General features: G+C 60.9%; 19 protein-coding genes. 13 read left to right on the top strand and 6 right to left on the bottom strand.

Annotated features, from left to right (window positions below):
* Window positions 1-111 precede the first annotated feature (111 nt).
* From PH552_RS32835 to PH552_RS32785, 11 genes are all read left to right on the top strand, one after another.
* Window positions 112-783, top strand: a complete 672-nt coding sequence (locus PH552_RS32835; protein WP_015339225.1) for a response regulator transcription factor — start codon at window positions 112-114, stop codon at window positions 781-783.
* Window positions 773-2,170 (top strand): ATP-binding protein, encoded by a 1,398-nt coding sequence (locus PH552_RS32830; RefSeq protein ID WP_112342527.1) that lies wholly within the window; start codon window positions 773-775, stop codon window positions 2,168-2,170. Before PH552_RS32835 ends, PH552_RS32830 begins: the two co-directional genes overlap by 11 nt.
* Window positions 2,171-2,260: 90 nt before the next feature.
* Window positions 2,261-2,692, top strand: coding sequence for a hypothetical protein (locus PH552_RS32825; RefSeq protein WP_112342528.1), 432 nt, complete (start codon window positions 2,261-2,263; stop codon window positions 2,690-2,692).
* Between the two features lie 95 nt (window positions 2,693-2,787).
* Window positions 2,788-3,930, top strand: coding sequence for a c-type cytochrome biogenesis protein CcmI (gene ccmI / locus PH552_RS32820; RefSeq protein WP_112342529.1), 1,143 nt, complete (start codon window positions 2,788-2,790; stop codon window positions 3,928-3,930).
* Window positions 3,927-4,376: a cytochrome c maturation protein CcmE gene (gene ccmE / locus PH552_RS32815; RefSeq protein ID WP_112342530.1), complete on the top strand. Its 450-nt coding sequence runs from the start codon at window positions 3,927-3,929 to the stop codon at window positions 4,374-4,376. Before ccmI ends, ccmE begins: the two co-directional genes overlap by 4 nt.
* A complete protein-coding gene (locus PH552_RS32810) occupies window positions 4,373-6,361 on the top strand; it encodes a heme lyase CcmF/NrfE family subunit (protein ID WP_113251796.1) in 1,989 nt (662 codons plus the stop codon). The genes ccmE and PH552_RS32810 overlap by 4 nt, the downstream gene beginning before the upstream one ends.
* Before the next feature lie 212 nt (window positions 6,362-6,573).
* Entirely contained in the window at window positions 6,574-7,029 is a 456-nt protein-coding gene (locus tag PH552_RS32805; protein WP_112342532.1) for a cytochrome c-type biogenesis protein, read from the top strand.
* Window positions 7,030-7,210: 181 nt separating this feature from the next.
* Window positions 7,211-8,761, top strand: coding sequence for a Do family serine endopeptidase (locus tag PH552_RS32800; protein WP_112342533.1), 1,551 nt, complete (start codon window positions 7,211-7,213; stop codon window positions 8,759-8,761).
* Window positions 8,762-8,962: 201 nt separating this feature from the next.
* Complete coding sequence (locus tag PH552_RS32795) at window positions 8,963-9,721, top strand: response regulator transcription factor (protein ID WP_112342534.1); 759 nt, start codon at window positions 8,963-8,965, stop codon at window positions 9,719-9,721.
* On the top strand, window positions 9,718-11,133 hold the full coding sequence (locus PH552_RS32790; protein WP_112342535.1) for a sensor histidine kinase: 1,416 nt from the start codon (window positions 9,718-9,720) through the stop codon (window positions 11,131-11,133). The genes PH552_RS32795 and PH552_RS32790 overlap by 4 nt, the downstream gene beginning before the upstream one ends.
* A 153-nt stretch (window positions 11,134-11,286) precedes the next feature.
* Window positions 11,287-14,247 (top strand): bifunctional [glutamine synthetase] adenylyltransferase/[glutamine synthetase]-adenylyl-L-tyrosine phosphorylase, encoded by a 2,961-nt coding sequence (locus tag PH552_RS32785; protein ID WP_183762973.1) that lies wholly within the window; start codon window positions 11,287-11,289, stop codon window positions 14,245-14,247.
* A 99-nt stretch (window positions 14,248-14,346) separates the two neighbouring features.
* Here PH552_RS32785 and PH552_RS32780 read toward each other — a convergent pair whose 3' ends face one another.
* Both PH552_RS32780 and pepN read right to left on the bottom strand, forming a co-directional pair.
* Complete coding sequence (locus tag PH552_RS32780; protein ID WP_112342538.1) at window positions 14,347-16,662, bottom strand: PAS domain-containing sensor histidine kinase; 2,316 nt, start codon at window positions 16,660-16,662, stop codon at window positions 14,347-14,349.
* A gap of 229 nt (window positions 16,663-16,891) precedes the next feature.
* A complete protein-coding gene (gene pepN, locus PH552_RS32775; RefSeq protein ID WP_285166652.1) occupies window positions 16,892-19,540 on the bottom strand; it encodes an aminopeptidase N in 2,649 nt (882 codons plus the stop codon).
* Window positions 19,541-20,025: 485 nt separating this feature from the next.
* Here pepN and PH552_RS32770 point away from each other — a divergent pair, with 485 nt between their 5' ends.
* Entirely contained in the window at window positions 20,026-20,901 is an 876-nt protein-coding gene (locus PH552_RS32770) for a hypothetical protein (protein WP_112342540.1), read from the top strand.
* A 62-nt stretch (window positions 20,902-20,963) separates the two neighbouring features.
* On the opposite strand, the gene PH552_RS32765 is transcribed toward PH552_RS32770, so the two are convergent.
* The 4 genes from PH552_RS32765 to PH552_RS32750 form a co-directional block, all read right to left on the bottom strand.
* Window positions 20,964-21,125, bottom strand: coding sequence for a hypothetical protein (locus PH552_RS32765; RefSeq protein ID WP_169644814.1), 162 nt, complete (start codon window positions 21,123-21,125; stop codon window positions 20,964-20,966).
* A gap of 53 nt (window positions 21,126-21,178) precedes the next feature.
* Window positions 21,179-21,370 (bottom strand): hypothetical protein, encoded by a 192-nt coding sequence (locus tag PH552_RS32760; protein ID WP_112342541.1) that lies wholly within the window; start codon window positions 21,368-21,370, stop codon window positions 21,179-21,181.
* A 138-nt stretch (window positions 21,371-21,508) separates the two neighbouring features.
* The gene (locus PH552_RS32755; RefSeq protein ID WP_113250743.1) at window positions 21,509-22,393 is read right to left on the bottom strand and encodes a uracil-DNA glycosylase; all 885 of its coding nucleotides are present in this window, start codon (window positions 22,391-22,393) and stop codon (window positions 21,509-21,511) included.
* Window positions 22,394-22,447: 54 nt separating this feature from the next.
* Window positions 22,448-23,737 (bottom strand): Hsp70 family protein, encoded by a 1,290-nt coding sequence (locus tag PH552_RS32750; RefSeq protein ID WP_113250742.1) that lies wholly within the window; start codon window positions 23,735-23,737, stop codon window positions 22,448-22,450.
* Between the two features lie 272 nt (window positions 23,738-24,009).
* Between PH552_RS32750 and PH552_RS32745 the strand changes: the two genes are divergently transcribed.
* Window positions 24,010-24,254: transposase (locus tag PH552_RS32745; protein ID WP_285166446.1), on the top strand; the 245-nt coding region annotated here is incomplete at its 3' end.

Below are 24,254 nucleotides of genomic sequence, written 5' to 3'. Positions count from 1 at the left end.
CAATCGACAATCTAAAGCCTTGAATTCCACACAAAATCTTATTGTTTCCGTGATTCCACTGCAGCACGATTTACAGTACTGTTTTTCGAACCGGGGAAATTGGATCCAGACATGCGCATTCTCATAGTCGAAGACGATATCAATTTGAATCGCCAGCTTGCCGAGGCTTTGAAGGAGGCAGGCTACGTTGTCGATACGGCCTTTGATGGTGAGGAAGGCCATTTTCTCGGCGATACGGAACCCTATGACGCGATCATCCTCGATATCGGCCTGCCGGAAATGGATGGCATCACAGTACTCGAGAAATGGCGCGGTGCCGGGCGCACGGTGCCGGTGCTGCTGCTGACCGCCCGCGACCGGTGGAGCGACAAGGTGGCGGGCATCGATGCCGGCGCGGACGACTATGTGGCGAAGCCCTTCCACGTCGAGGAAGTGCTGGCACGCATCCGCGCGCTCATCCGCCGTGCCGCCGGCCATGCCTCCTCGGAAATCGTCTGCGGCCCGGTTCGGCTCGATACCAAGAGCTCGAAGGCGACCGTCGACGGCAAGCCGCTCAAGCTCACCTCCCATGAATATCGTCTGCTTGCCTATCTCATGCATCACAAGGGTGAGGTGGTCTCGCGTACCGAGCTTGTCGAACATATGTACGACCAGGATTTCGACCGCGATTCCAATACGATCGAGGTCTTCGTCGGTCGCCTGCGCAAGAAAATGGGTGTCGATCTGATCGAAACGGTCCGCGGCCTTGGTTACCGAATCCAAGCTCCAACCAATGCGAATTAAGTCGCTTACGGCTCGTGTCCTGCTGCTGACCACACTCTGGTCCGCTGTGGCGCTAGTGGTGATCGGCCTCGTCATCTCGAATATCTACCGCAAGAGTGCCGAACGCGGCTTTCAGGATCTGCTACGTGCGCAGCTCTCCAGTGTCATCAACTCGGTGACGATCGGCGACCAAGGCGCGCTGTTGGGTGACCCGAAGCTTGGCGACCTGCGTTTCGCCCAGCCGAAGACCGGCTGGTACTGGATGGTCGAGCCGCTCGGCACCTACACCGCGACACCGCTGGTTTCGCCGTCGCTCGGCGCGTCAAGCCTGCCGGTGCTGTCGGTGTTAGAAGCACCCTTCGACAAGCAATACCAGCGCTCTTACATCGTCACCGACGCCTTCGGAAACCGCGTGCAAGTGGCGGAAACCGAAGTCGTACTCGACACAGACGGTCGCGCTGCGCGCTTCCGCGTCACCGGTAATATTGCCGTCGTGGAGGACGATGTCCGTAATTTCTCCCATAGCCTTTATTTCTCACTGGTCGGCTTCGGTGTCGGCAGTCTGATCGTCAATGCGCTCGCCATTCTCTATGGCCTGAAACCGCTCGATAAGGCCCGCGCTGCACTGGAGCGCATCCGCGCCGGTGAGAGCGAACGCCTGCAAGGAGATTTCCCGCGCGAAATCCTGCCGCTTGCCAACGAGGTCAATGCGCTGATCGAAAGCAATAGGCGTATCGTCGAGCGCGCTCGCATGCAGGTTGGCAATCTCGCGCACTCGTTGAAAACGCCGATCGCGGTGCTGCTCAACGAATCCCGTGTGCTCGAGCGCTCGCATGGCGATCTGGTGAAGAACCAGGCCGAAGTCATGCAGGGGCAGGTGCAATCCTACCTCAATCGCGCCCGCATCGCCGCGCAGCGTGAATCCGTGCTGGCTCGCACCGAGGCCGAGCCTGCGCTGGAGCGGCTTGTCCGCGTCATGCGGCGGCTGAATGCAGACAAGGAGTTCGAACTCTCCGTCTCGCCCAATCTGGCGCTCGCCATGGAGCAGCAGGATCTGGAGGAGACGGTCGGCAATCTCCTGGAAAATGCCGCCCGCTTTGCCGAACGCAAGGTGCGCCTTTCGGCAAGCGAAGCGCCTCCGGAGATCAAGGGCATCGATCCCGTGCGCCGTCATTGGGTGGAACTCGTGGTTGAAGACGATGGGCCAGGGCTTGAGCCGGATCAGATTCGCGAGGCGATGAAGCGCGGCCGCCGGCTCGATGAAAGCAAGCCGGGCACCGGTCTCGGCCTGTCGATTGTCAGCGAGATCACCAACGAATATCAAGGCCGGCTCGAATTGTCTCGAGGCGCCTGGGGAGGGCTTCGCGCCAGCCTAATTTTGCCGGGCCTGACGAAGGATGTTGCGTGAGGCACGGCATGATGCCAAAAGACGTTGTGGGTCATGATGATGCCGCAGCGCAGTACCTATGGTTTTGCTTTTTGATACTGGTTCGGTTGTATGAAGCTTCGTACCTTTTCTCTGGTCGCTCCCTCTCTTTTCGCCGCGCTTGCGCTTTCTGGTTGCTCGACGACGAGCGGCTTGGGGGGCGGCAAGAGCCTGTTCTCGTCTGCGAAGCCGCCAGCCTCGGCAACCTTCATCAATGCCCTTGATGGTGGCATTGTCGAGCGCACCGGCGTCAAGCTCAGCGACAACGACAAGCAGCGTGCGCTGGAAGCGGAATACCGGGCGCTTGAGACCTCACCTCTCGGCCAACCCGTGGCTTGGAAGGGCAGGGATGCCAGCGGCGAGGTCGTCCCTGCAGCACCTTACCAGGTCGGTTCGCAGAATTGTCGGCAATACACCCATACCGTTACCGTCGACGGCAAACCCACGATGGCAAGGGGCGCGGCCTGCCGCAATGACGACGGCACCTGGACGCCGCTCGAATAGGCGTCTGCACTGAAAGGCGCGGCCAAACGCCTCAAATCTTCGTCAGATGGCCTTTCCCGGTTGGAATAAGCGCCCCGTTAAAGTATTGGGCGTCTATGCTGTTCTGGATTCTCGTGGCCGTTCTTACGGCGGTTGTCGGCGCTGTGCTCCTCTATCCCCTTCTGCGTGGTGCGAAGGAGGCGGAGGACCGTCGTTCCGGAGAGGCCGAAGTCTATCGCGATCAGCTCAGCGAACTGGACCGGGACCTTGCCGGCGGCCTCATCTCCGCGCAGGAGGCCGGCTATGCCCGCGCCGAAATCGGACGGCGTCTCATCGCTGTTGCCAAGGATGAGAAGACGATAGCGAAATCGCCTGCCCGTGGCAGCTATCGCCTTGCCCAGGCCTTCATCATCGTCCTTCTTCCGGCTGTAGGTCTCTGTCTCTATCTCGTCAATGGCGATCCCGGCCTGCCGGCGCAGCCGCTGGAAGCACGGCTCGAGAAGCCCGGAAACGATCTCGCCATCTCGATCGTCAAGATCGAGCAGCATCTGGCCAAGAACCCGGATGACGCCAAGGGCTGGGAGGTCCTGGCGCCGATCTATTTCAAGACCAATCGCATCGGCGATGCCGAGCTTGCCTATCGCAACCTCATTCGCCTGGAGGGGCCTAGTGCATCTCGCCTCGGCGATCTGGGCGAGGTGCTGGTCGTCAAGGCCAATGGCATTGTGACGGCGGAGGCGCGCGGCGTGCTGCAGCAATCGCTGGCGCTCGATGCCGCCAATCCGCGCACGCTGTTCTATCTGGCGCTGGCGCTGGAGCAGGAAGGCAAGGCGGCCGATGCGAAGACCGCCTTTGAGGCATTGGCGAAACAATCGCCGCCCGACGCACCCTGGCTTGCCGCGGTCAATGAGCATATCATCAAGAATGGCGGCCAGGCGATGGCATCCGCCAACGGCAATGCACCCGGCAATCCGACGGCGGAGGACGTCGCCGCGGCGAACGCGCTCAGCAGCGGCGATCGTCAGCAGATGATCCGCGGCATGGTCGATAGTCTCGATGCGAAGCTCAAGGAGGATCCGAAGAATTTCGAGGGCTGGATGCGGCTCATCCGCTCCTATGCGGTGCTGAATGATCGCGAGCGCGCGGCGGATGCATTGAAGCGCGGTCTCGCGGCCTTTCCGGCCGATGGAGGGGAAGGCCAGCAGCTTCTGGCGCTGGCGAAGGAATTGGGATTGCCGACGGAGGAGACGCAGCAATGACCCGCAAGCAGAAACGTCTTGCTGTGATTGCCGGCGGCATGGGCTTCATCGCCGCCGCCGTGCTGCTCGTGCTGTTCGCCTTCAGCCAGTCGGTCGCCTATTTCTATATGCCGACGGATCTCGCCAAGACACCGGTCAATGCCGGGACGCTGATCCGCCTCGGCGGGCTTGTCGGCGAGGGATCGATCGTGCGCGGTCAAGGTACGCAAGTGCAGTTCTCGGTCACCGACGGCACCGACACGATCAAGGTCAAGTATGACGGCATTCTGCCGGATCTCTTCCGCGAAGGGCAGGGCGTCGTCACCGAAGGCAAGTTCGAGCCGGGCAGCGACGTTTTCGTCGCCGATAGCGTGCTCGCCAAGCATGATGAGCGCTATATGCCGAAGCAGGTCGCCGATAAGCTGAAGGCCGATGGCGTCTGGAAGGGCGAGGAGGCCACCCGATGATCATCGAGCTCGGACATTATGCTCTCGTGCTGGCGCTTGCGACGGCGCTCATCGTCTCCATCCTTCCTGTGATCGGCGCCAAGCGCGGCGACGTGTCGATGATGGATATCGCCCCGGTCGGCGCGATCCTCATGTTCCTGCTGGTCGCTTTTTCCTTCGGCGTACTGACCTACGCCTATGTCGCCTCCGATTTCTCGGTGCTCAATGTCTGGGCCAACTCCCATTCGCTGATGCCGCTGATCTTCAAGATCTCCGGCGTCTGGGGCAATCACGAGGGATCGATGATGCTCTGGCTGCTGATCCTGGCGCTGTTCAGCGCGTTCGTTGCCCTGTTCGGGCGCAATCTGCCCGATGTGCTGCGCGCCAATGTGCTCGCCGTGCAATCGTGGATCTCCTCGGCCTTTCTGGTGTTCATCCTGCTCACCTCCAATCCCTTCATTCGGCTCAATCCGGCACCGGCGGAGGGAAAGGATCTCAATCCAGTGCTGCAGGATATCGGTCTGGCGATCCATCCACCCTTGCTCTATCTCGGCTACGTCGGCTTTTCCGTCTGCTTCTCTTTCGCCGTCGCGGCATTGCTGGAAGGCCGCATCGACGCCGCCTGGGCGCGCTGGGTCCGCCCCTGGACGCTCGCTGCCTGGAGCTTCCTGACGCTCGGCATCGCCATGGGCTCCTATTGGGCCTATTACGAGCTCGGCTGGGGCGGTTGGTGGTTCTGGGATCCGGTGGAAAACGCCTCTTTCATGCCCTGGCTTGCCGGCACGGCGCTGCTGCATTCGGCGCTGGTCATGGAAAAGCGCGACGCCCTGAAGATCTGGACCGTGCTGCTGGCGATCCTCACCTTCTCGCTGTCGCTCCTCGGCACCTTCCTCGTGCGGTCCGGCGTGCTGACCTCGGTCCATTCCTTCGCCAGCGATCCGACGCGCGGCATTTTCATTCTCTGCATTCTGCTGATCTTCATCGGCGGGGCCTTGTCGCTCTTCGCTTTCCGGGCGCCGAAACTTGCCGCCGGCGGATTGTTCGCCCCGATCTCGCGCGAGGGCGCACTGGTGCTGAACAACCTCGTCCTGACGGTCGCCTGCGGTACGGTGCTGACGGGCACGCTCTATCCGCTGGCGCTCGAAACGCTGACTGGCGACAAGATCTCTGTCGGTCCGCCCTTCTTCAATATGACATTCGGATTGCTGATGACGCCGATCCTCATTGCCGTGCCGTTCGGCCCCTTGCTGGCCTGGAAGCGCGGCGACCTGCTCGGCGCATTGCAGCGGCTCTATGTCGTGGCAGGATTGGCCTTCATCGCCGGACTGGTTCTGTTTTACATCAGGCATGGCGGCCCGGTCCTAGCCGTCCTCGGCCTTGCCGCCGGCTTTTTCCTGATCTTCGGCGCCTTGGCCGATCTCTGGTATCGCGCCGGCGTCGGCAAGGTGGCTGCGAATGTGGCCTGGCGGCGCTTCAGCGGGCTGCCGCGTTCGGCTTTCGGCACCGCGCTGGCTCATGCGGGACTCGGTGTCTCCGTGCTTGGCATCATTGCGGTGACGACCTTCGAGGGCGAAAACATCACCAGCATGAAACCGGGCGAGACCGCCGAGCTCGGCGGCTACAGCCTTCGCTTCGAAGGCGTGCAGCCCGGTGTCGGTCCCAATTTTACCGAGGATCGTGCCCGCTTCACCGTCAGCCGTGGCGGGGTTGCCTTTGCGGAAATGTCCTCCGCCAAGCGCGTCTTTACTGCAAGCCGTGCGGCCACCACGGAGTCCGGCATTCTGACCATTGGGCTCAGCCAGCTTTATGTATCGGTCGGCGATGCCAGCAAGGATGGCGGCATGGTCGTGCGTATCTGGTGGAAACCCTTCATTCTCTGCATCTGGTTGGGCGCGCTCGTCATGGCGATCGGCGGCTTCGTGTCGCTCAGCGACCGCCGCCTGCGCGTCGGTGCACCGAGCCGCAAGGCGAAACCGGTTCGCCCTGTCATGGAGCCGGCCGAATGACAGGTTTGATTGTCACCCCCTCATCCGCCCCTGCGGGGCCCCTTCTCCCCGAGGGGAGAAGGGGAGATTGTCGCTGTGATGCCGGTATCGAACAAAGGCTGGTCAACCAAGACTGCGGCGGTTTTTCCTTCTCCCCTCGGGGAGAAGGTGCCCGAAGGGCGGATGAGGGGGTATTCCGCGTCAAGAATAGCGGGGCGGGGAAGAAGGTAGCGGTGTTCGCCCGCCTGCTTATGCTGCTGGCATTGCTCTTTGCCGCAGCCCCCGCCTTCGCCGTCAATCCCGATGAGGTTCTGTCCGATCCGGCTCTGGAGGCGCGGGCGCGCACGATTTCGGCCGAACTGCGCTGCATGGTCTGCCAGAACCAGTCCATCGATGATTCCAATGCCGATCTTGCCCGCGACCTGCGCCTGCTGGTGCGCAAGCGCCTTGCCGGCGGCGATACGGATCGGCAGGTGCTCGACTACATCGTTTCCCGCTACGGCGAGTTCGTGCTGCTCAAGCCGCGCTTGAGCGAAAAGACCTATATACTCTGGGGCGCGCCGATCCTGCTCTTCATTGTCGGCGGATTGGCCTTGGTCGTCTATGCGCGCCGTCGCGCCGGCAAGCCCACCGGCAAGCCTCTGAGCGACGAGGAAGAGGCGCAATTGAACGAGATCCTGGAAAAGTGACGTCGCCGTCATTCTTCACCTCCCGTGATTCCTTCACCTCATTGCCACCACTTCTTTACATTACGAATTTTTCATGGGGCGGACAGTTCGCCGTAAGGTGTCGCGCCCTATACTTATCACTACGAACCAAAGCCGGTTTCGCCGGCGCAAATCCGACGAGAAAAGAAAAGGTAACTTGCATATGTTCAGGAATATCAAGGACAGCCTGTCCCGCAGCACCGCTATGAAGGCCTCGGTCGTCGCCGGCCTCGCTGTTGCTGCTCTGGCCACGGGTGTTCCGGCCGAAGTCAGCCGTTCCTATGCCGATGCCGTCAATGTTCAGGCGCCGCAGGTTCCGAGCTTCGCCAATGTGGTCGATGCCGTGTCGCCGGCCGTCGTCTCGGTTCGCGTCGAATCCCGCGTCAATGCGGCCGCGGATGAAGACGACTCCTTCGGTCTCGGCCGTGGCTTCGATGACCTTCCGGATGATCACCCGCTGAAGAAGTTCTTCCGCCAGTTCGAGCAGCAGCAGGGCCGCGGCCAGCGTGGTCAGAACCAGCAGAAGAATTCCGATGACAAGGGCCATCTGCGTCCGGTCGCTCAAGGATCGGGCTTCTTCGTCTCGGAAGATGGCTATATCGTCACCAACAACCACGTCGTTTCCGATGGCGCCGCCTTCGTCGTCGTTCTCAATGACGGCACCGAGCTTGACGCCAAGCTCGTCGGCAAGGATAGCCGCACCGATCTCGCGGTCCTGAAGGTCGATCCCAAGGGCAAGAAGTTCACCTATGTCGGCTGGGCGGACGACGCCAAGGTCCGCGTCGGTGATTGGGTCGTTGCCGTCGGCAATCCGTTCGGCCTCGGCGGCACCGTCACCGCGGGTATCGTATCGGCGCGCGGCCGCGACATTCATTCCGGTCCCTATGACGATTACATCCAGATCGATGCACCGGTGAACAAGGGCAACTCCGGTGGCCCGACCTTCAACCTCAACGGCCAGGTGGTCGGCATCAACACCGCCATCTTCTCGCAGTCGGGCGGCAGTGTCGGCATCGCCTTCGCAATTCCGGCGACGACCGCCAAGGATGTCGTCGCCGACTTGATCAAGACCGGCACGGTTTCGCGCGGCTGGCTCGGCGTACAGATCCAGCCCGTCACCAAGGATATCGCCGAATCCCTCGGCCTTTCCGAAGCGAGCGGTGCCCTCGTGGTCTCCCCGCAGGATGGTTCGCCGGGCCAGAAGGCCGGCATCAAGAATGGCGACGTCGTCACCGCCGTCAATGGCGAGCCGGTCAAGGATCCGCGCGATCTCGCTCGCCGTATCGGTGCGATGCAGCCGGGCTCCAAGGTCGACGTTTCGATCTGGCGCGCTGGCAAGTCGCAGTCGGTCACGGTCGAGCTCGGCACGCTGCCGGCCGATCAGAACCAGGCCTCCAGCGATGACTCGCAGCCGAGCCAGCCGCAGCAGCCGTCCTCTGAAAAAGCGCTCGCGGATCTCGGCCTCACCGTCGGCCCGTCCGATGATGGCAAGGGCGTCGCGATCACCGGCGTCGATCCCGATTCCGATGCCGCCGACAAGGGCGTGAAGGAAGGCGAGAAGATCACCTCGGTCAACAACCAGCAGGTCTCGAGCGCCGGCGACATCGTCAAGGTCATCGAACAGGCAAAGAAGGACGGTCGCACACGCGCCCTGTTCCAGATCCAGTCTGGTGACGGCAGCCGCTTCGTTGCTCTGCCGATCAACGCCGGCTGATCCCTTCAGCGTGTGAATGCATTCAGGAAGCCGCGCAGGCCACGGCTCGCGCGGCTTCTTCTTTAGAGCCATTCCAGGAAAAGTGCTGAGCGGTTTTCCTGGAATGGCGCGAAAACAAAGCGATAGGGCGGTTGCGAGATTCCGTGAAAAACTGAACCGCTCCAGGACGTTCAATAAGGCTGGTTCCAAGGTAGGTGCAAGATGACAACCACTGGCCAACACGCCATGAATTCTTCCGATTCTGGTTGTGCCGAGACACCCTCGGCGGGTAATGTCGCCCACATGAAGATTCTCATCATCGAAGACGATCTCGAGGCGGCGGCCTATCTCACCAAGGCGTTTCGCGAGGCCGGCATCATTGCCGATCACGCAAGCGATGGGGAGAGTGGTCTCTTCATGGCCACCGAGAACACTTACGATGTCGCCATCATTGACCGCATGCTGCCGCGCCGCGACGGATTGTCCGTTATCAGCGAGCTGCGCCGCAAGGGTGTGCATACGCCGGTTCTGATCCTTTCCGCGCTCGGCCAAGTCGACGATCGCGTCACGGGCCTGCGCGCGGGCGGTGACGATTATCTGCCGAAGCCCTACGCCTTCAGCGAACTTCTGGCGCGCGTCGAAGTGCTTGGCCGCCGCAAGGGAACGCCGGAGCAGGATGTCCTTTATCGCGTCGGCGATCTGGAACTGGACCGGCTTTCGCATGAGGTGCGCCGCGGCGGCAAGGAAATCCTGCTGCAGCCGCGCGAATTCCGCCTGTTGGAATATCTGATGAAGAATGCCGGCCAGGTCGTCACCCGCACCATGCTGCTCGAGAATGTCTGGGATTATCATTTCGATCCGCAGACGAACGTCATCGACGTCCATGTTTCGCGCCTGCGCTCCAAGATCGAGAAGGATTTCAGTCAGCCGCTGCTGAAGACGATCCGTGGCGCCGGATACATGATCAAGGACGAGGGATGAGTCGCTTCCGCGTCCTCTTCAAGTCCACCGCAGTCCGCCTTTCCGCCCTCTACATCCTGCTTTTTTCTCTCTGTGCCGCGACGCTGGTCTTCTATGTCACGGCCATGTCCGAGCGGCTGTTGACGGGGCAGATCCGCGATGCAGTCCAGCAGGAAGTCAATCAGGTCAAGCGTGCCTACGACATCGGCGGTCTGAACCTGCTTCTGCGCACCATGGAGCGCCGCGCGCGCCAGCCGGGAGCTAATCTCTATGTCATTGCCGGTCCTTCGGGCGATATCCTGGCTGGCAACGTCGCTTCCGTGCAGCCCGGCGTGCTCGGCCAGGCCGGCTGGACGGAGCTGCCTTTCGTCTACGAGCGCTATACGGATGCTTCCAACGATCCGGAGCGGCGCCATCTTGCGATCGCCAATATCTTCATCCTCGACAATGGCTTGCGCATCCTGATCGGCCGCGATCTCGGCGAGCCGGAGCGCTTCCGTGTGCTGGTGCGCCAGGCGCTGATGCTGGCACTTGCGATCATGGGTCTCGGTGCGCTGGTCATCTGGTTCGGTATCGGCCGCAACGCGCTGAAGCGCATCGACCGGATGACGGACGCCAGCCGCAAGATCATGGCTGGCGACCTTTCCCAGCGCCTGCCGGTCGGCGGCTCCGGCGATGAGTTCGACCGCATGTCGGAATCGCTGAATGCGATGCTCGAGCGCATCGAGAAACTGAACGAAGGGTTGCGACAGGTCTCCGACAATATCGCGCATGATCTCAAGACCCCGCTCACGCGCCTGCGCAACAAGGCCGCCGATGCGCTCGACAATGCCGATAGCGAGGGTCGTCGCGTCGCTCTTGAGGGCATCATCGGCGAGTCCGATCAGCTGATCCGCACCTTCAATGCACTCCTGATGATTTCCCGCGTCGAGGCGGGATCGGTGGCCGCTGAAATGACCGATGTCGATCTTTCCTCCATCGTCGCCGATACGGCCGAACTCTATGAGCCGGTTGCCGAAGAGGCTGGCCTGGCGCTGACGGCGGATATCGAGCCCGATGTCGAGGTGCAGGGCAATCGCGAGCTGATCGGCCAGGCGCTTTTCAACCTCATCGACAATGCCCTCAAATACGCTTCGGGCTGCAACGGCAAGCAGGCGATAACCTTCAGGCTGGCACGCACGCCCGATGCGGTGACGCTCGCCGTCGCAGACCATGGGCCTGGTATTCCCGTCCATCAGCGCGCTGATGTGGTCAAGCGTTTCTTCCGCCTGGACGAAAGCCGTTCCAAGCCGGGAACCGGTCTTGGCCTCGCTCTGGTCGAGGCGGTCATGGAGCTGCATGGCGGCCGGCTGGAGCTTTCCGATACCGATCCTGACAATCCCGATGCCAAGGGATTAACGGTCACCATGATCTTCCCCATGCAGAAACAATAGGTTAATCCTGCAGTGGAGCCGGGCGATTTTAGGTCGAAACGACCTAAAATCTGGATCCGCTCTAGCATAAAAAAAGCAGAGCATGATGTTGTCCGAAATCCCCTGACACTTTTCGGCATCATGCTCTATCCGCTTGCTGTTGGGGAGAGCTGCATGACGACGACGCAAAGCGATTTGCTGCGGGATGTTCCGTCTGGGCGGTTGCGGCCTTTGAACCAGACCGAGACGAAGTCAGCACTTGCCGATCTCAAGCAGATCGGCGGGACAGAGCCTGCCGTCGCCGCCTTGCTCGCCGAGGAGAGCGCATTGCGGGATTTTATCGTCGCTGCGTTCACCCTGTCTCCTCATCTGCGCGAGATCGCCAATCTCGAACCGTCGCTCCTCGTGGCTGCTATCGAAAGGCCGCTATCGCCTCAGGTCGAAGCACTTGTGGGAGAGGCCCGCCGCGCTTGGTTGCCGGCTGAGGAGGCTAGCCCTTCATCTTCGGAATCCGAGGTGATGAGCCGCCTGCGCATCGTCAAGCGCCGCGCCGCCTTTCTGATCGCGCTCGCCGATCTCGCCGGTATCTACAATGGCAAGGCGACAACCCTTTGGCTGAGCAGACTTGCCGAAGCTTCCATCTCGGCGGCGATCGATCATCTGCTGCTGTCGTCGCACGAAGCCGGCAAGATTTCGCTCCCCGATCCCGCATCGCCGAGCCAGAAATCGGGGCTGATCGTGCTCGGCATGGGCAAGCTCGGCGCCGAGGAGCTGAATTACTCATCTGACATCGATCTGGTCGTCTTCTTCGACGAGACGGCGGGCATCGTGCCCGATCCGGATGACGCCATCGATATCTTCCCGCGGCTGATGCGGCGGCTGGTGCGCATTCTGCAGGAGCGCACGGCGGATGGTTATGTGTTCCGCACCGATCTTCGCCTGCGTCCCGATCCAGGCTCCACACCGCTGGCGATCCCTGTGGACGCGGCGATGATCTATTACGAGGGCAGGGGGCAGAACTGGGAGCGCGCGGCCTTCATCAAGGCGCGTCCGGTTGCTGGCGATATCGCCGCCGGCCAGGCTTTCATTCGCGATCTCGTGCCCTTCGTCTTCCGCAAATATCTGGACTATGCGGCGATATCAGACATTCATTCGATCAAGCGACAGATCCATGTGCACAAGGGCCACGGAGCGATCGCCGTCAAAGGCCACAACGTCAAGCTTGGCCGCGGTGGCATTCGCGAGATCGAGTTCTTCGTGCAAACGCAGCAGCTCATTGCCGGCGGCCGCATGCCGGCATTACGTTGCCGATCGACGGAGCAAACGCTCGCCGAATTGACCGAGGCGAAATGGATCGACGCGGAAACCCGCGATGAGCTGACATCGGCTTACTGGTTCCTGCGCAATGTCGAACATCGCATCCAGATGGTGCGCGACGAGCAGACGCATCTGCTGCCAGAGACCGATGCCGAGCTCCGGCGCATCGTCTTCATGATGGGTTTTGCCGACGTGACGGCCTTCTCCGAGGCTCTGGTGACGACGCTGAAAACGGTCGAGCGGCGTTATGCGCGCCTGTTCGAGCAGGAAACGAAGCTGTCGTCCGGAACGGGCAACCTGGTTTTCACCGGCCAGGGCGACGATCCCGACACGCTGGAGACGCTTCGTCGCCTCGGCTTTGAAAGGCCATCCGACATCGCCAATGTGATCCGCACCTGGCACTATGGCCGATATCGCGCGACCCAATCGGTGGAAGCGCGCGAGCGGCTGACGGAGCTGACGCCCGAGCTGTTGCGTGTCTTCGGCGAAAGCAAGCGTGCCGACGAGGCGCTGTTGCGCTTCGACAGTTTCATTTCCGGCCTGCCGGCGGGCATCCAGCTCTTCTCGCTGCTCAGCACCAATCCGGCGCTGCTTTCCCTCATCGTCAACATCATGTCCTCGGCGCCGCGTCTTGCCGAGATCATCGCGGCCAAGCCGCATGTCTTCGACGGCATGCTGGACCCCGGCCTCATGGCCGAATTGCCGACGCGCGATTACCTGGCCGAGCGCATCAGCAGCTTCCTGGCGCCGGCAAGACATTATGAGGAGGTGTTGGACCGCCTGCGCATCTTCGCATCCGAACAGCGTTTCCTGATCGGCATCCGCCTGCTGACGGGCGCGATCGGTGGGCAGATGGCGGCCCGAGCCTTCACCTACCTTGCCGATCTGATTGTCGAAGCGGCGCTGGATGCCGTGATGAAGGAAATCCGCGCGGCGCATGGCGAATATCCCGGCGGTCGCATCGCTGTCGTCGGCATGGGCAAGCTCGGCAGTTTCGAGCTGACGGCGGGGTCCGACATCGACATCATCCTGCTCTATGACTACGACGAGGCGGCCGGTGAATCGACGGGACCGAAGCCACTCGACGCCCTGCGTTATTTCACACGCATTACCCAGCGTCTGATTGCTGCTCTCTCGGCGCCGACCGCCGAAGGCATCCTCTACGAGGTGGACATGCGCCTGCGCCCTTCCGGAAACAAGGGGCCCGTCGCCACGCGCATCAACTCCTTCGAGAAATATCAGCGGACGGAGGCCTGGACCTGGGAGCATATGGCGCTTTCGCGGGCACGCCTGATCGACGGGGATGAGGCGTTGGTGAACGATGCCGAGCGCATCATCGGCGAAGTTCTCTCGGCAAAGAGAGATGCGGCCAAGATCGCCAGGGATGTTCGCGAGATGCGCGGCCTGATCGAGCAGGAAAAGCCGCCCGAAAGCATCTGGGACCTGAAGCTGATCCCCGGCGGCCTGATCGATATCGAATTCACAGCGCAATATTTGCGGCTGATCGCACCCGAGCATGGCGTCGGCATCGACGCGAACGGTCTCAGCACGGCGGAAGCGTTGAAACTGTTGGGCGCCAGCCTGATGAATCGCAATGATCTCGATGTCTGCCTGGAAGCTTTACATCTCTATACGGAACTGTCGCAGCTCATCCGGCTCTGCATCGACGGCTCGTTCGATCCACAGAACGCGCCTTCGGGACTGGTCGAGCTGGTCTGCCGTGCCGGCGACTGCCCCGATATCCGCGCCTTGGAAGCGGAGCTGAAGCGGTTGTCGAAGACGGTGCGGAAGGTATTTCAGGCAACCGTTGGAAGCTGAAGCATGTCGCGCAAAAGTGCGCAGCGGTTTGCGACAACGACATGCGCAAAATCAAGGACGTAAAGCGCCGGAAGCGAATCTGAAAGATCGCGACGCGCTTTAGCGCTGATCCGGGATACGGATCGCAATGACCGTGCCGATGCCCTCGCGGGAGCGGATGCGCATGCGGCCATGATGCAGCGCGGTCAGCGATCTCGAAATGGCAAGCCCAAGCCCTGAGCCTCCCTTGCTCTTGGCATATTGGCTCTGCACCTGTTCAAAAGGTTGGCCGATCTTGCTCAAGGCCGATTTCGGAATGCCGATGCCCGTATCGGCGATGACAAGCATGACAGCATCTTCGACCTTGCGCGTGCGAACCGCGATACGGCCTCCGTCATTGGTGAATTTCACGGCGTTGGAGAGCAGATTGAGGACGATCTGCTTCATTGCCCGGCGGTCGGCACTCAGCTTGATCTCCGAGGAAATGCTCTGCTCGACGAGGATGTTCTTCTGAGCGGCCGGGATGCGGGTGAAACGCAGGCACTCCTCGATGAGCGGCGCCAGATTGATCTGCTCGCAAGAGAGCTTCATATGCCCGGCCTCGATCTTGGACATGTCGAGAATGTCGTTGATGACGTTAAGCAGATGCTTGCCGCTGTCGTGGATATCCTTGGCATATTCGTTGTAGCGGGCGGAGCCGAGCGGACCGAACATCTGGTCCTGCAGGATCTCCGAGAAGCCGAGGATGGCGTTGAGCGGCGTGCGCAGTTCATGCGACATGTTGGCGAGGAATTCCGATTTGGCCCTGTTGGCCGCTTCGGCGCGTTCTTTTTCCGCAAGATAGTTGGCATTGGCGGTCGAAAGCTCGGCCTTCTGCCGTTCCAGGATCTGCCGCGAAGCGGAGAGATCGTTGATCGTCGCCATCAGCCGGCGCTCGGACTCGCGAAGGCGCTCCTGATTGCGCTTCAGCTGCGTGATATCAGTACCGACGGAGACGAGGCCGCCGTCACGGGTGCGACGCTCGTTGATCTGCAGCCAGCGCTCATCGGCCAGCTGCACTTCCGTCGTCTGCGAATGGCTGATGCGCCCGGGATCGACGATGCGCCGCTCGATGACCGGCCGCGCTGCCGCGGCATTGACGACAGCGCGCTCGGTACCGGGCACGAGCACATTGTCGGGCAGGCCGTAAGCCTGCTGGAAATGCGCGTTGCACATGACGAGGCGGTCGTTCTTGTCCCACAGCACGAAGGCTTCGGACGTGCATTCGATGGCATCGGCCAGTCTCTGATCGGCTTCGGCATAGCGCTGAGCCAGCCGGTGCTGTTCCGTCACGTCCATGGCGATGCCGATCATGTGCACGCGGCCGGAGTTGGTGCGGATCACCTGGGCGCGGGCGCGCATCCAGACATAATGCCCCTTGGCGTGGCGGATGCGCAGGATTTGATCCACCTGGCCGGCATTGCCGCGGGTCACGGAGCGGGCGAGCATATGAAGGCTATTGTCATCCGGATGCATCAGCCGCGCCGCGTCCGTAAAGGCGAGCGGCTTGTCGGCGGCTGGTAGCCCGAGCATGTCGTACATCGAGCGCGACCAGAAGAACTTCCGGCTGGTGAAATCGAAATCCCAAAGACCGCAGCGGCCGCGCGAAAGCGCCGTCTCGACGCGCAGGTTCGATTCGAGGAAGATTTCATCCGCATCCCGGGCCCGCTTCACCTGGGTGTAATAGGCATAGAGAATGACGAGCAGGATGGAGGAGATGCCGGCAAAGAGCGTGACGTTGAGCGTGAGTTCGTCGCGCCAGAGCTTGTCGATCTGATCCATCGATGCGGCCGACAGAATGAAATCGCCCTTGTCGCCGATCAGGGAAATCGCCGCATAATAGGGCTCGCCGCCAATCATGGTTTCGATCACGCCGGCATGGTCGCCGAAATTGCGGATGGCCGATACCTCAGGAAAGAAGTCGGAGATCAGCATGCCGATATAGCTCGAGCCGGCGGCCGACGAGCCGAACACCCGTCCGCTCGACTGTACGAGCAGCACGAATGCGCCGGTATCCAATCGATCCTGCGGTAAAAAGGTGGCCAGCTTCCGCTCCGCGCTGCTGCGGTCGCCGGCCTGGAACAGGCTGGCATCGTTCGAAAAGGCGGCGGATGCGGCGGCGATGGAAAGCGAAGTCGTGCGGCGGGCAGACGCCGCCATCCGACTATGTTCGGTCACCATGCCGAAGAAATGCGAGGCGGCAACGACCATCAGGAAGGAAACGATGAGGACCGGAATGATGCGCTTGAGAATATGTTCCGTCTGCGGGAAGTGACGCGAAATCGCCTCCACACGCACTCCGGTTCGATCGGTAACGCCGCTATGCCAGGATTTCAGACCGTCGAAATTAACACGCAGCCGTCCATCGGCCGCGGTTGCCCGCCGCACGTCCACCATTGCTTTAGCCTTGTCCCTCGTGTGATTCGCTGCGCCGCTCGCCCGAATCTGCCTTAATGAATCACTCGTGATTCGGCTTGTCCAGAGGGTGTGGTAAAACTTTCTTAACCAGCTGCGATTTCGATATATTTTGCACACGCAGCGGTAAGTTGCGCAGATGCGGGACTCGTTTGAGATGAAAAGGCCGATGCAAATCAGCCTTTGAGATCGGTATGCGGGGAGGTCGCAGTCACTCCTTCAGGATGCGGTCCACGATGTCGCGCACGTCGGTCGAAAGGCTGTTCGAGCGTTCGATCCGCATCAGTGCCGAGCGGGCATGGTCGGCACGCACCGGCTCCAGCAGCCGCCAGGAGCGCATCGATGTCAGGATGCGCGCGGCGAGCTGTGGATTGCGCGGATCGATCTCGAGAATTTCGTCGGCCAGGAAATGGTATCCGGCGCCGTCGGCCCGGCCGAAACCCGTGGGGTTTGCGAAGGCGAAGGTACCGACCAGCGCGCGGACGCGGTTCGGATTGGTGTGCTTGAACAGCGGCGTCTCCATCAGCAGCCGAATGCGCTCCAGCGCGCCCGCGCCGGGGATTGCGGCCTGAATGGCGAACCACTTGTCGATGACGAGCGCGTTGTCTGCGAAGCGGTCGCGGAAATGCGCAAGCGCGGCCGCCGTCTCTGCCGTATCCGGGAAGCGCTGCGCCAGAATGGTGAGCGCCGCACTGAGATCGGTCATATTGTTGGCGGCATCATAGGCGGCTTTCGCTCTCGCTGGCGTCTCGTCCAGCTGCGACAGATAGCCCAGCGCCGCATTGCGCAAGGCGCGGCGGCCGGCGCTTGCTGCATCGGGCGTGAAGGCGCCCGACATCTGCATTTCATCATAAAGCGCGGTGAAGACCTGTTTTCCGGCCTCGGCCACCCGCTTGATGATTGTCTGGCGCGCGGCGTGAATGGCATCCGGATCGTTGTTGCCGCCGAGTTCGCGGGCAATATCGGCCTCGCTCGGCAGCGCGAGCGCCTGCGCGCGGAATGCCGGCTCCAGGCTTTCGTCGGCCGCCGCTGCAAGCAGTGCATCGATGAAGGCTGAATCGCAGGTGATATCGATGCCCTGGCGTGCGTCACGCGCCGCCTGCAAGAGGTTGGGCAAGCCGAGATCGGTCAGCGCCTGCCAGCGGGCGAAATGATCGGTCTCGTAGCGGGCGATCAGCGCGAGATCGCGGGCGCCCTGGCTGAATTGCAGGTTGATCGGCGTCGAGAAGCTGCGATTGAGCGACAGGACCGGGCGCGAGGGAATGCCGTGGAACGTCACCGTCTGCGTCTGCTTCGTCAGGTGCAGCACGTCGTCGGTGAGCTCCGCACCGATGACGGATGTTGGTGTGATGAGACTGCCGTCTTCGGCAAGCAGACCCATGCGCAGCGGAATATGCATCGGCTTTTTGGCGGTTTGACCAGGCGTTGCCGGCACCATCTGCTCAAGCGACAAAGTGAACGTCTTGGCATCGGCATCATAGGCGCCGGATGCGGTGACAAGGGGCGTCCCGGCCTGATGGTACCACAACGAAAACTGCGCGAGATCGCGGTCGCTGACATCCTCGAAGCACTTGATGAAATCTTCGATCGTGACGGCCTGTCCGTCGTGCCGATCGAAATAGAGGTCCATACCCTTCTTGAAGAGATCGCGGCCGAGCAGGGTTGCGATCATGCGCGTGACTTCGCTGCCCTTCTCGTAGACGGTCGTCGTATAGAAGTTGTTGATTTCACGATATGTCGTTGGCCGAACGGGATGGGCGAGCGGCCCGCTGTCCTCCGGAAACTGTTCTGACTTGAGATGACGGACTTCGGCGATGCGCTTGACGGGACGCGAGCGCTGGTCGGCCGAGAATTCGTGATCGCGATAGACGGTCAGGCCTTCCTTGAGGCAGAGCTGGAACCAGTCGCGGCAGGTGATGCGGTTGCCGGTCCAATTATGGAAATATTCGTGGGCGATGATGGCTTCGATATTGGCATAGTCGGCATCGGTCGCCGTCTCGGGATCGGCGAGCACGTATTTGTCGTTGAAGACGTTGAGCCCCTTGTTCTCCATCGCGCCCATGTTGAAGTCCGATACGGCGACGATCATGAAGATATCGAGATCGTATTCGCGGCCGAACCGCTCTTCGTCCCACTTCATCGAGCGCTTCAGCGCGTCCATGGCATAGGCGGCACGCGGCTCCTTGCCATGTTCGACATAGATCTTCAGCGCCACTTCGCGGCCGGAAAGAGTGGTGAACGTATCTTCGACAACGCCGAGGTCGCCGGCGACGAGCGCGAAGAGATAGCTCGGCTTTGGATGCGGATCGAACCAGGCGGCGAAATGCCTGCCTTCACCATAGCCGGCGCCGCCGAGAAAATTGCCGTTCGACAGCAGCAGCGGATTGGCGGCCTTGTCCGCGATGATATTGACCGTATAGGGCGCGAGAACGTCCGGCCGGTCGGGGAAATAGGTGATGCGACGGAAGCCCTCGGCCTCGCACTGCGTGCAATAAATGCCGCCGGTGCGGTAGAGGCCCATCAGCTGCGTATTGGCTTCCGGGTTGATCACGGTCGTGATCGTCAGCTCGAAAGGCGTGCTTTCCGGCAAATCGCGAACGGTGAGGCTCTCCGGCGTGGCGTCATATTGCTCGGCGGGAAGTTCTCCCTGGTCGAGCAGCAGCCCAGACAGAACCAGTTCGTCGCCATCGAGCACGAGCGGTGCCTTGGGATCGATGCCTTCGCGACGGTGGAAGATCAGCCGCGCTTCGACCTTGGTTTCGGTTGGATGCAGATCGAAGGTAAGGTCCACGCGTTCCAGAACGAAGTCGGTGGGACGGTAGTCTGCCAGATTGACGATCTGGCCGGTGTCTGTTCGCATGGTCTATCCTGATCAGGCTAAGCTATGGCGGGTGCAGTCCGAAGCCTCCCTCGGACTGAGGTGTCGCATCATTACATCGAAATCTGAACCAAAGTTAAAGTCATGTCGCGACATCAATATGTTTTGATATGGCACAATAAGTATTCGCTTGGCAGGCTGTCTTCATTTTAGGTTGAATGCAACTCTTTAATGGATATCGGCTTGATCAAGCGCTAATTTCCGCCTGCAATTTGCAAACTGATGTTATAATTCCCGCGCATTCAGACGGATCATCATGGCGGCATTACGGGCAAAGGCCGCTGTTCAGTCGAGGAAACAATAATTTAAAGTAAATTATTTGTTTAACCTCTTGCGATATAAGCGCGGTTGCATAACTATAGCATGCTATTAGATGTCGGAATTATGATCGATTCCGGTGAATTTGTTCACAAAAATGAAACATCCCTGTTATCGCTGATTGAAATGGGCACCCCAAGGAGGCCCGATTGAGTTTTTCCATCGAGCAGCTTGCTCGCCATCCCAAATTCGTTGCGTCATTGCGCTTTCTTGCCGAGGCGCTGCGCAACCGTTACGACAATGGCCCGAGAATTGCGCGCATGCTCGCCTCGCATCAGCGCTGGCTTCTGACACAGACGGCATATGCGCTTCACCTTGAGCATGACCCGGCCATTCCCGGCTCGGGGTTGACCGTCGTAGCGCTCCGAGACCTCATCACGCGGTATCGTGTCGCCAGCCGCAATACGGTCTTGAGCTTCATCGAAGAGCTGCAGACCTATCGTTTCCTCGAACTGGCTCCCGGCCCCGTTCGCCGCCCGCGCCGTTATGTGCCGACGGAGATGAGCTTCACCGCGATGTTCGGTTGGTATCTCGCCAACCTGACCGCACTCGATCTGCTTGACGATGGCGCGCGGGCTGCGGCTCTTGCCGCTTCACCGGCACTGATGGATCTTGCCCAGCCACGCATGGCACGCAATTGCCTGGAAATGGAAATCTGGCGTGAACCGCCCGAATGCATTGGCTTGTTTCTTTGGACGGAAGCCGGCGGCCTTGTCGTCGATCACATCATATCGAAACTGGATCTCACCGAGGAGGGAGACAGGATCGATATCGGTCGCGTGGATGCGCGGGCGCTGGCCGCCCACTTCATGATATCGCGAACCCATCTGCAGCGCCTGTTGCGCAAGTCGGCCGAGCGGGGGGATATTGGCTGGCACGATGAGGTCAAGACTCGTATGTGGGTGTCGCGCAATTTTCTGGATGAATATTGCGGATGGCAAGCCGTGAAGCTGGCCGCGATCGATGAGGCTTTTGCCTGGGCGCGATCGGCCCAGGGACGCTCCGCTGTCGCTATTGACGAGTAAAGGTCGGCGCTGGCTTGGCCGTTAGGCCGCAGCCAACGGGATGCGGATCCATCCGTGAAATTTCAAAGAGGGATGCTCGCCGATACCCGCGCGGCACCTGTCTCGCGGCATTCCTCCTTGCGGAAGGTGCGCGCGCGCTCAAACTCCTCGGCAGCTCGCACAGCGGTGCCGATATGGCCGACCGAATCGAATAAGGCGATGAGTGAACGAAAACCGGACGACATGATACAATTCCTGATAATCAAACGCTACGCTGCGGCGCCAGCGGCGCCTGTGTTCAGCAGGTTCGGAAATCCGCGAAGATTGCCGTCGGGCGGCTGACGCGAGCCGAAACACCTGTCCCTCGAGCGATCATCTGCTCATTGGCAGCGATGCCGAAATTGCGATGTCCATTTATCGCGCGCACGGGCTCGATGGCTCGGCGTAGGGTATCAAACCCGCAGTGAATAGGGCGCAAACGTGCAGTCATGGCCTTGGTTCCTTTCGATTCCTCCCAAGACGCCACTCTATATTGCAACGCAACATTGATTCCGCAATGCACAACGCCAGAAGACTGCCATGCATAAAATGCACGGCTAGCGTCATTTTTCGTTAACTGTGGCGAAAATCAGCCTAATATTTCGGCGTCGATATAATGTTTGAAGGCCAGCAGGTCGTTCCAAGCCAGGCGCTTGTTGATCGGTGCGGTCAGCAGTTCCTGCGGATGGAGACTGGCGATTGCCGGCACGGCCCGGCCAAGAATGCTTAATTCGCGCCACTGTCCGCGCAATCCGTGAATGGTCTCGCCCCCTCCGAAGAAGTATCTGGCGGTAAAATTGCCGAGCAGCAGCAAGGCCTTCGGCTCGGCGAGCGCGATCTGCCGTTCTATGAACGGACGACATATCTCGATTTCGGGCGCGGATGGCGCCCGGTTGCCGGGCGGCCGCCACGGAATGACGTTGGCGAGCAGAATCCCGTCACGTTGCAGGCCGATGGCGGCCAGCATCTTGTCCAGCAACAGGCCGGCGCGGCCGGAAAACGGTGCGCCTTCCCTGTCATCGTCGGCGCTCGGCATCGGACCGATCACCATGATTCGGCCTTCCGCGGTACCGCTCGCAAAGATCGTCGAGCGGGCGCTATTCTTGAGATTGCAGCCATTGAAGGCTTCGATCGCGGTTTTTAATTCGCTGAGCGAGCGTGCACTTTCGGCGGCGAACCGCGCCTGTTCCACAGCCTGCTCATCGGGAATGGCGGGCGCGGCGCGCGGTGGTGCGGCAGAAGGTGCGGCCGGCTTTGCAGCCTGCCGACGCTCCGGCTGCGTCCGCGTCGCAGGCGCCGAAGCTTCAGCGCGGGGCTGCGCGGCGCGCGCGCCTTCCCTGGCGGCACGCATGGCCTCGAATTCGGCAAACCGATCCACCGGTTGTTCTTCCAGCAGCCAATCGACACCGGCATCCGCATGAAAATGCAGAAGCGCGGCAAGTTCGGCCGGGGTGAGGTCGCTGGCGGAAATCATTAGCGAACTCTAGCCAAAGCGACACAGGAACGAAAGAGCGGGGCGGGTGCTATGTCAGGCCGTCCACTGAGCGATATCGTCGCGCTCGCCGATCAGGGCAAGACCGTGGGCGATCGATAGCAGTTCGCCACCCGTTTCGATACGCTCCTGGCCGAAGCGTTCCGTGAAGATGCGCCGAACTGCCGGCACGAAAGAGGTGCCGCCGGTCAGAAACACCTTGTCGATCGAATCGGGCAACGTCTTCGTGGTCGTCAGAACGTCGTCCAGCGCACTCTCGATGCGGGCGAGGTCGTCGGCAATCCAGCTCTCGAAATCGGCCCGGCGAACATGCTTGCGGCCGGCCTTGCCGAGCGGCGGGAAGTTGAATTCGGCTTCTTCTTCGCGCGAAAGCGCCATCTTCGTCGCCGATACGGCCTGATAGAGCGGATAGCCCTCATCATGGTCGACGAGCTCGATGAAGGTTTCCAGCTTTTCCGGTTCCAGGCTGCTGCGTACGAGTGTCTTCAGATCGGCATATTCGCGCGAGGTCTTGAAGATCGAAAGCTGGTTCCAGCGCCCGAAATTGGCGTAGTAGGAGGTCGGCACTTCCAGTAGTTTGTCGAAGCTCTTGAAGAAGCTGCCCTTGCCGATCGCAGGCGAGACGATGTTGTCGATCATCCTGAAATCGAAATGATCGCCGGCGATACCGACGCCCGAGTGGCCGATGGGGGTGGCCGTCAGCTTTCCGGCATGCGTTTCGAAGCGGATCAGCGAATAGTCGGTCGTACCACCGCCGAAGTCGGCAACCAGCACGGTCGCATCTTTCTCCAGATGCTGGGCGAAGTAGAAGGCCGCCGCCACCGGCTCATAGACATAATGGATTTCGGGAAAGCCGAACCGTGCAAGAGCGGCGTTGTAGCGCTCCGTCGCAAGGGCTGGGTTCGGATTGGCGCCGGCAAAGTGCACCGGCCGTCCGGTGACGATGCGCGAAACATTTTCGGGCCATCCCTCTCCGGCGTAGGCGCGCAGGCGGCGCACGAAGATCTCCATCAGATCCTCGAAGCTGTGCCGCTTGGCGAAGATCAGCGTGCCCTGGAAGAGGGCGCTCGCCGCAAAGGTTTTGATCGACTGCAGGAAGCGACAGTCGCCGGGGTTGTCGATGAATTGCCGGATCGCCGCATGCCCGGCCTCCACCTTGAGCGCGGTCGCGCCCAATCCCGGATCTTTCATGAAGGAGAGCGCCGTGCGCATGCTGTCGGTTGTGCCGGCTGCACTATGGAAGGCGACCGACTGTGTCGCGGACCCATCGGCCATCGCCAGAACCGTGTTCGTCGTGCCGAAGTCGAAACCAAGCGCCCGAGCCATGCCCGCACTCCTTTCCGTCGAAATTGTCTGGATTGGGGCCGAGCCCCTGTGAGACGCTGACGCGCCCTGTCGCAAAGAGGGCGCGTCATGACATGGCTAAGCTTCAAGTTCAAGCCGGAAGGGTGCTTTTATTTTTACTCGCTATGACATCCCCGGCAGTATTTCACCGGCGATGCGTTTCGCTTTGCTTGAAAAGGAATGGGCGCCTTTCGGCGCCCGCAGACTGCTGACAAACCTCTGGCGTCAGCCGGAGGTTTTTGATTCAATGGGACATGCTGAAGAAACCTGCTCCCGAACAGACGGCTCTCGAGATGGTGACGCTCGACAGTCTTGTGCCGAAGGATCACCTTCTGCGCCGAATAGACGCGGTGATCGACTTCTCGTTCATCCACGATCGCGTTGCCGGCTTGTACTGCGCCGACAATGGCCGCCCGCCGCTTGATCCGACGCTGATGTTCAAGGCGCTGTTCATCGGCTACCTCTACGGCATTCGCTCCGAGCGGCAGCTGGTGCGCGA

Origin of the sequence: Rhizobium aureum, assembly GCF_030182495.1 — a bacterium.
GTDB lineage: Bacteria > Pseudomonadota > Alphaproteobacteria > Rhizobiales > Rhizobiaceae > Rhizobium > Rhizobium tropici_C.
The sequence above is the reverse complement of the archived record's forward strand: the minus strand, read 5'-3'. Positions and strand labels throughout refer to the sequence as shown.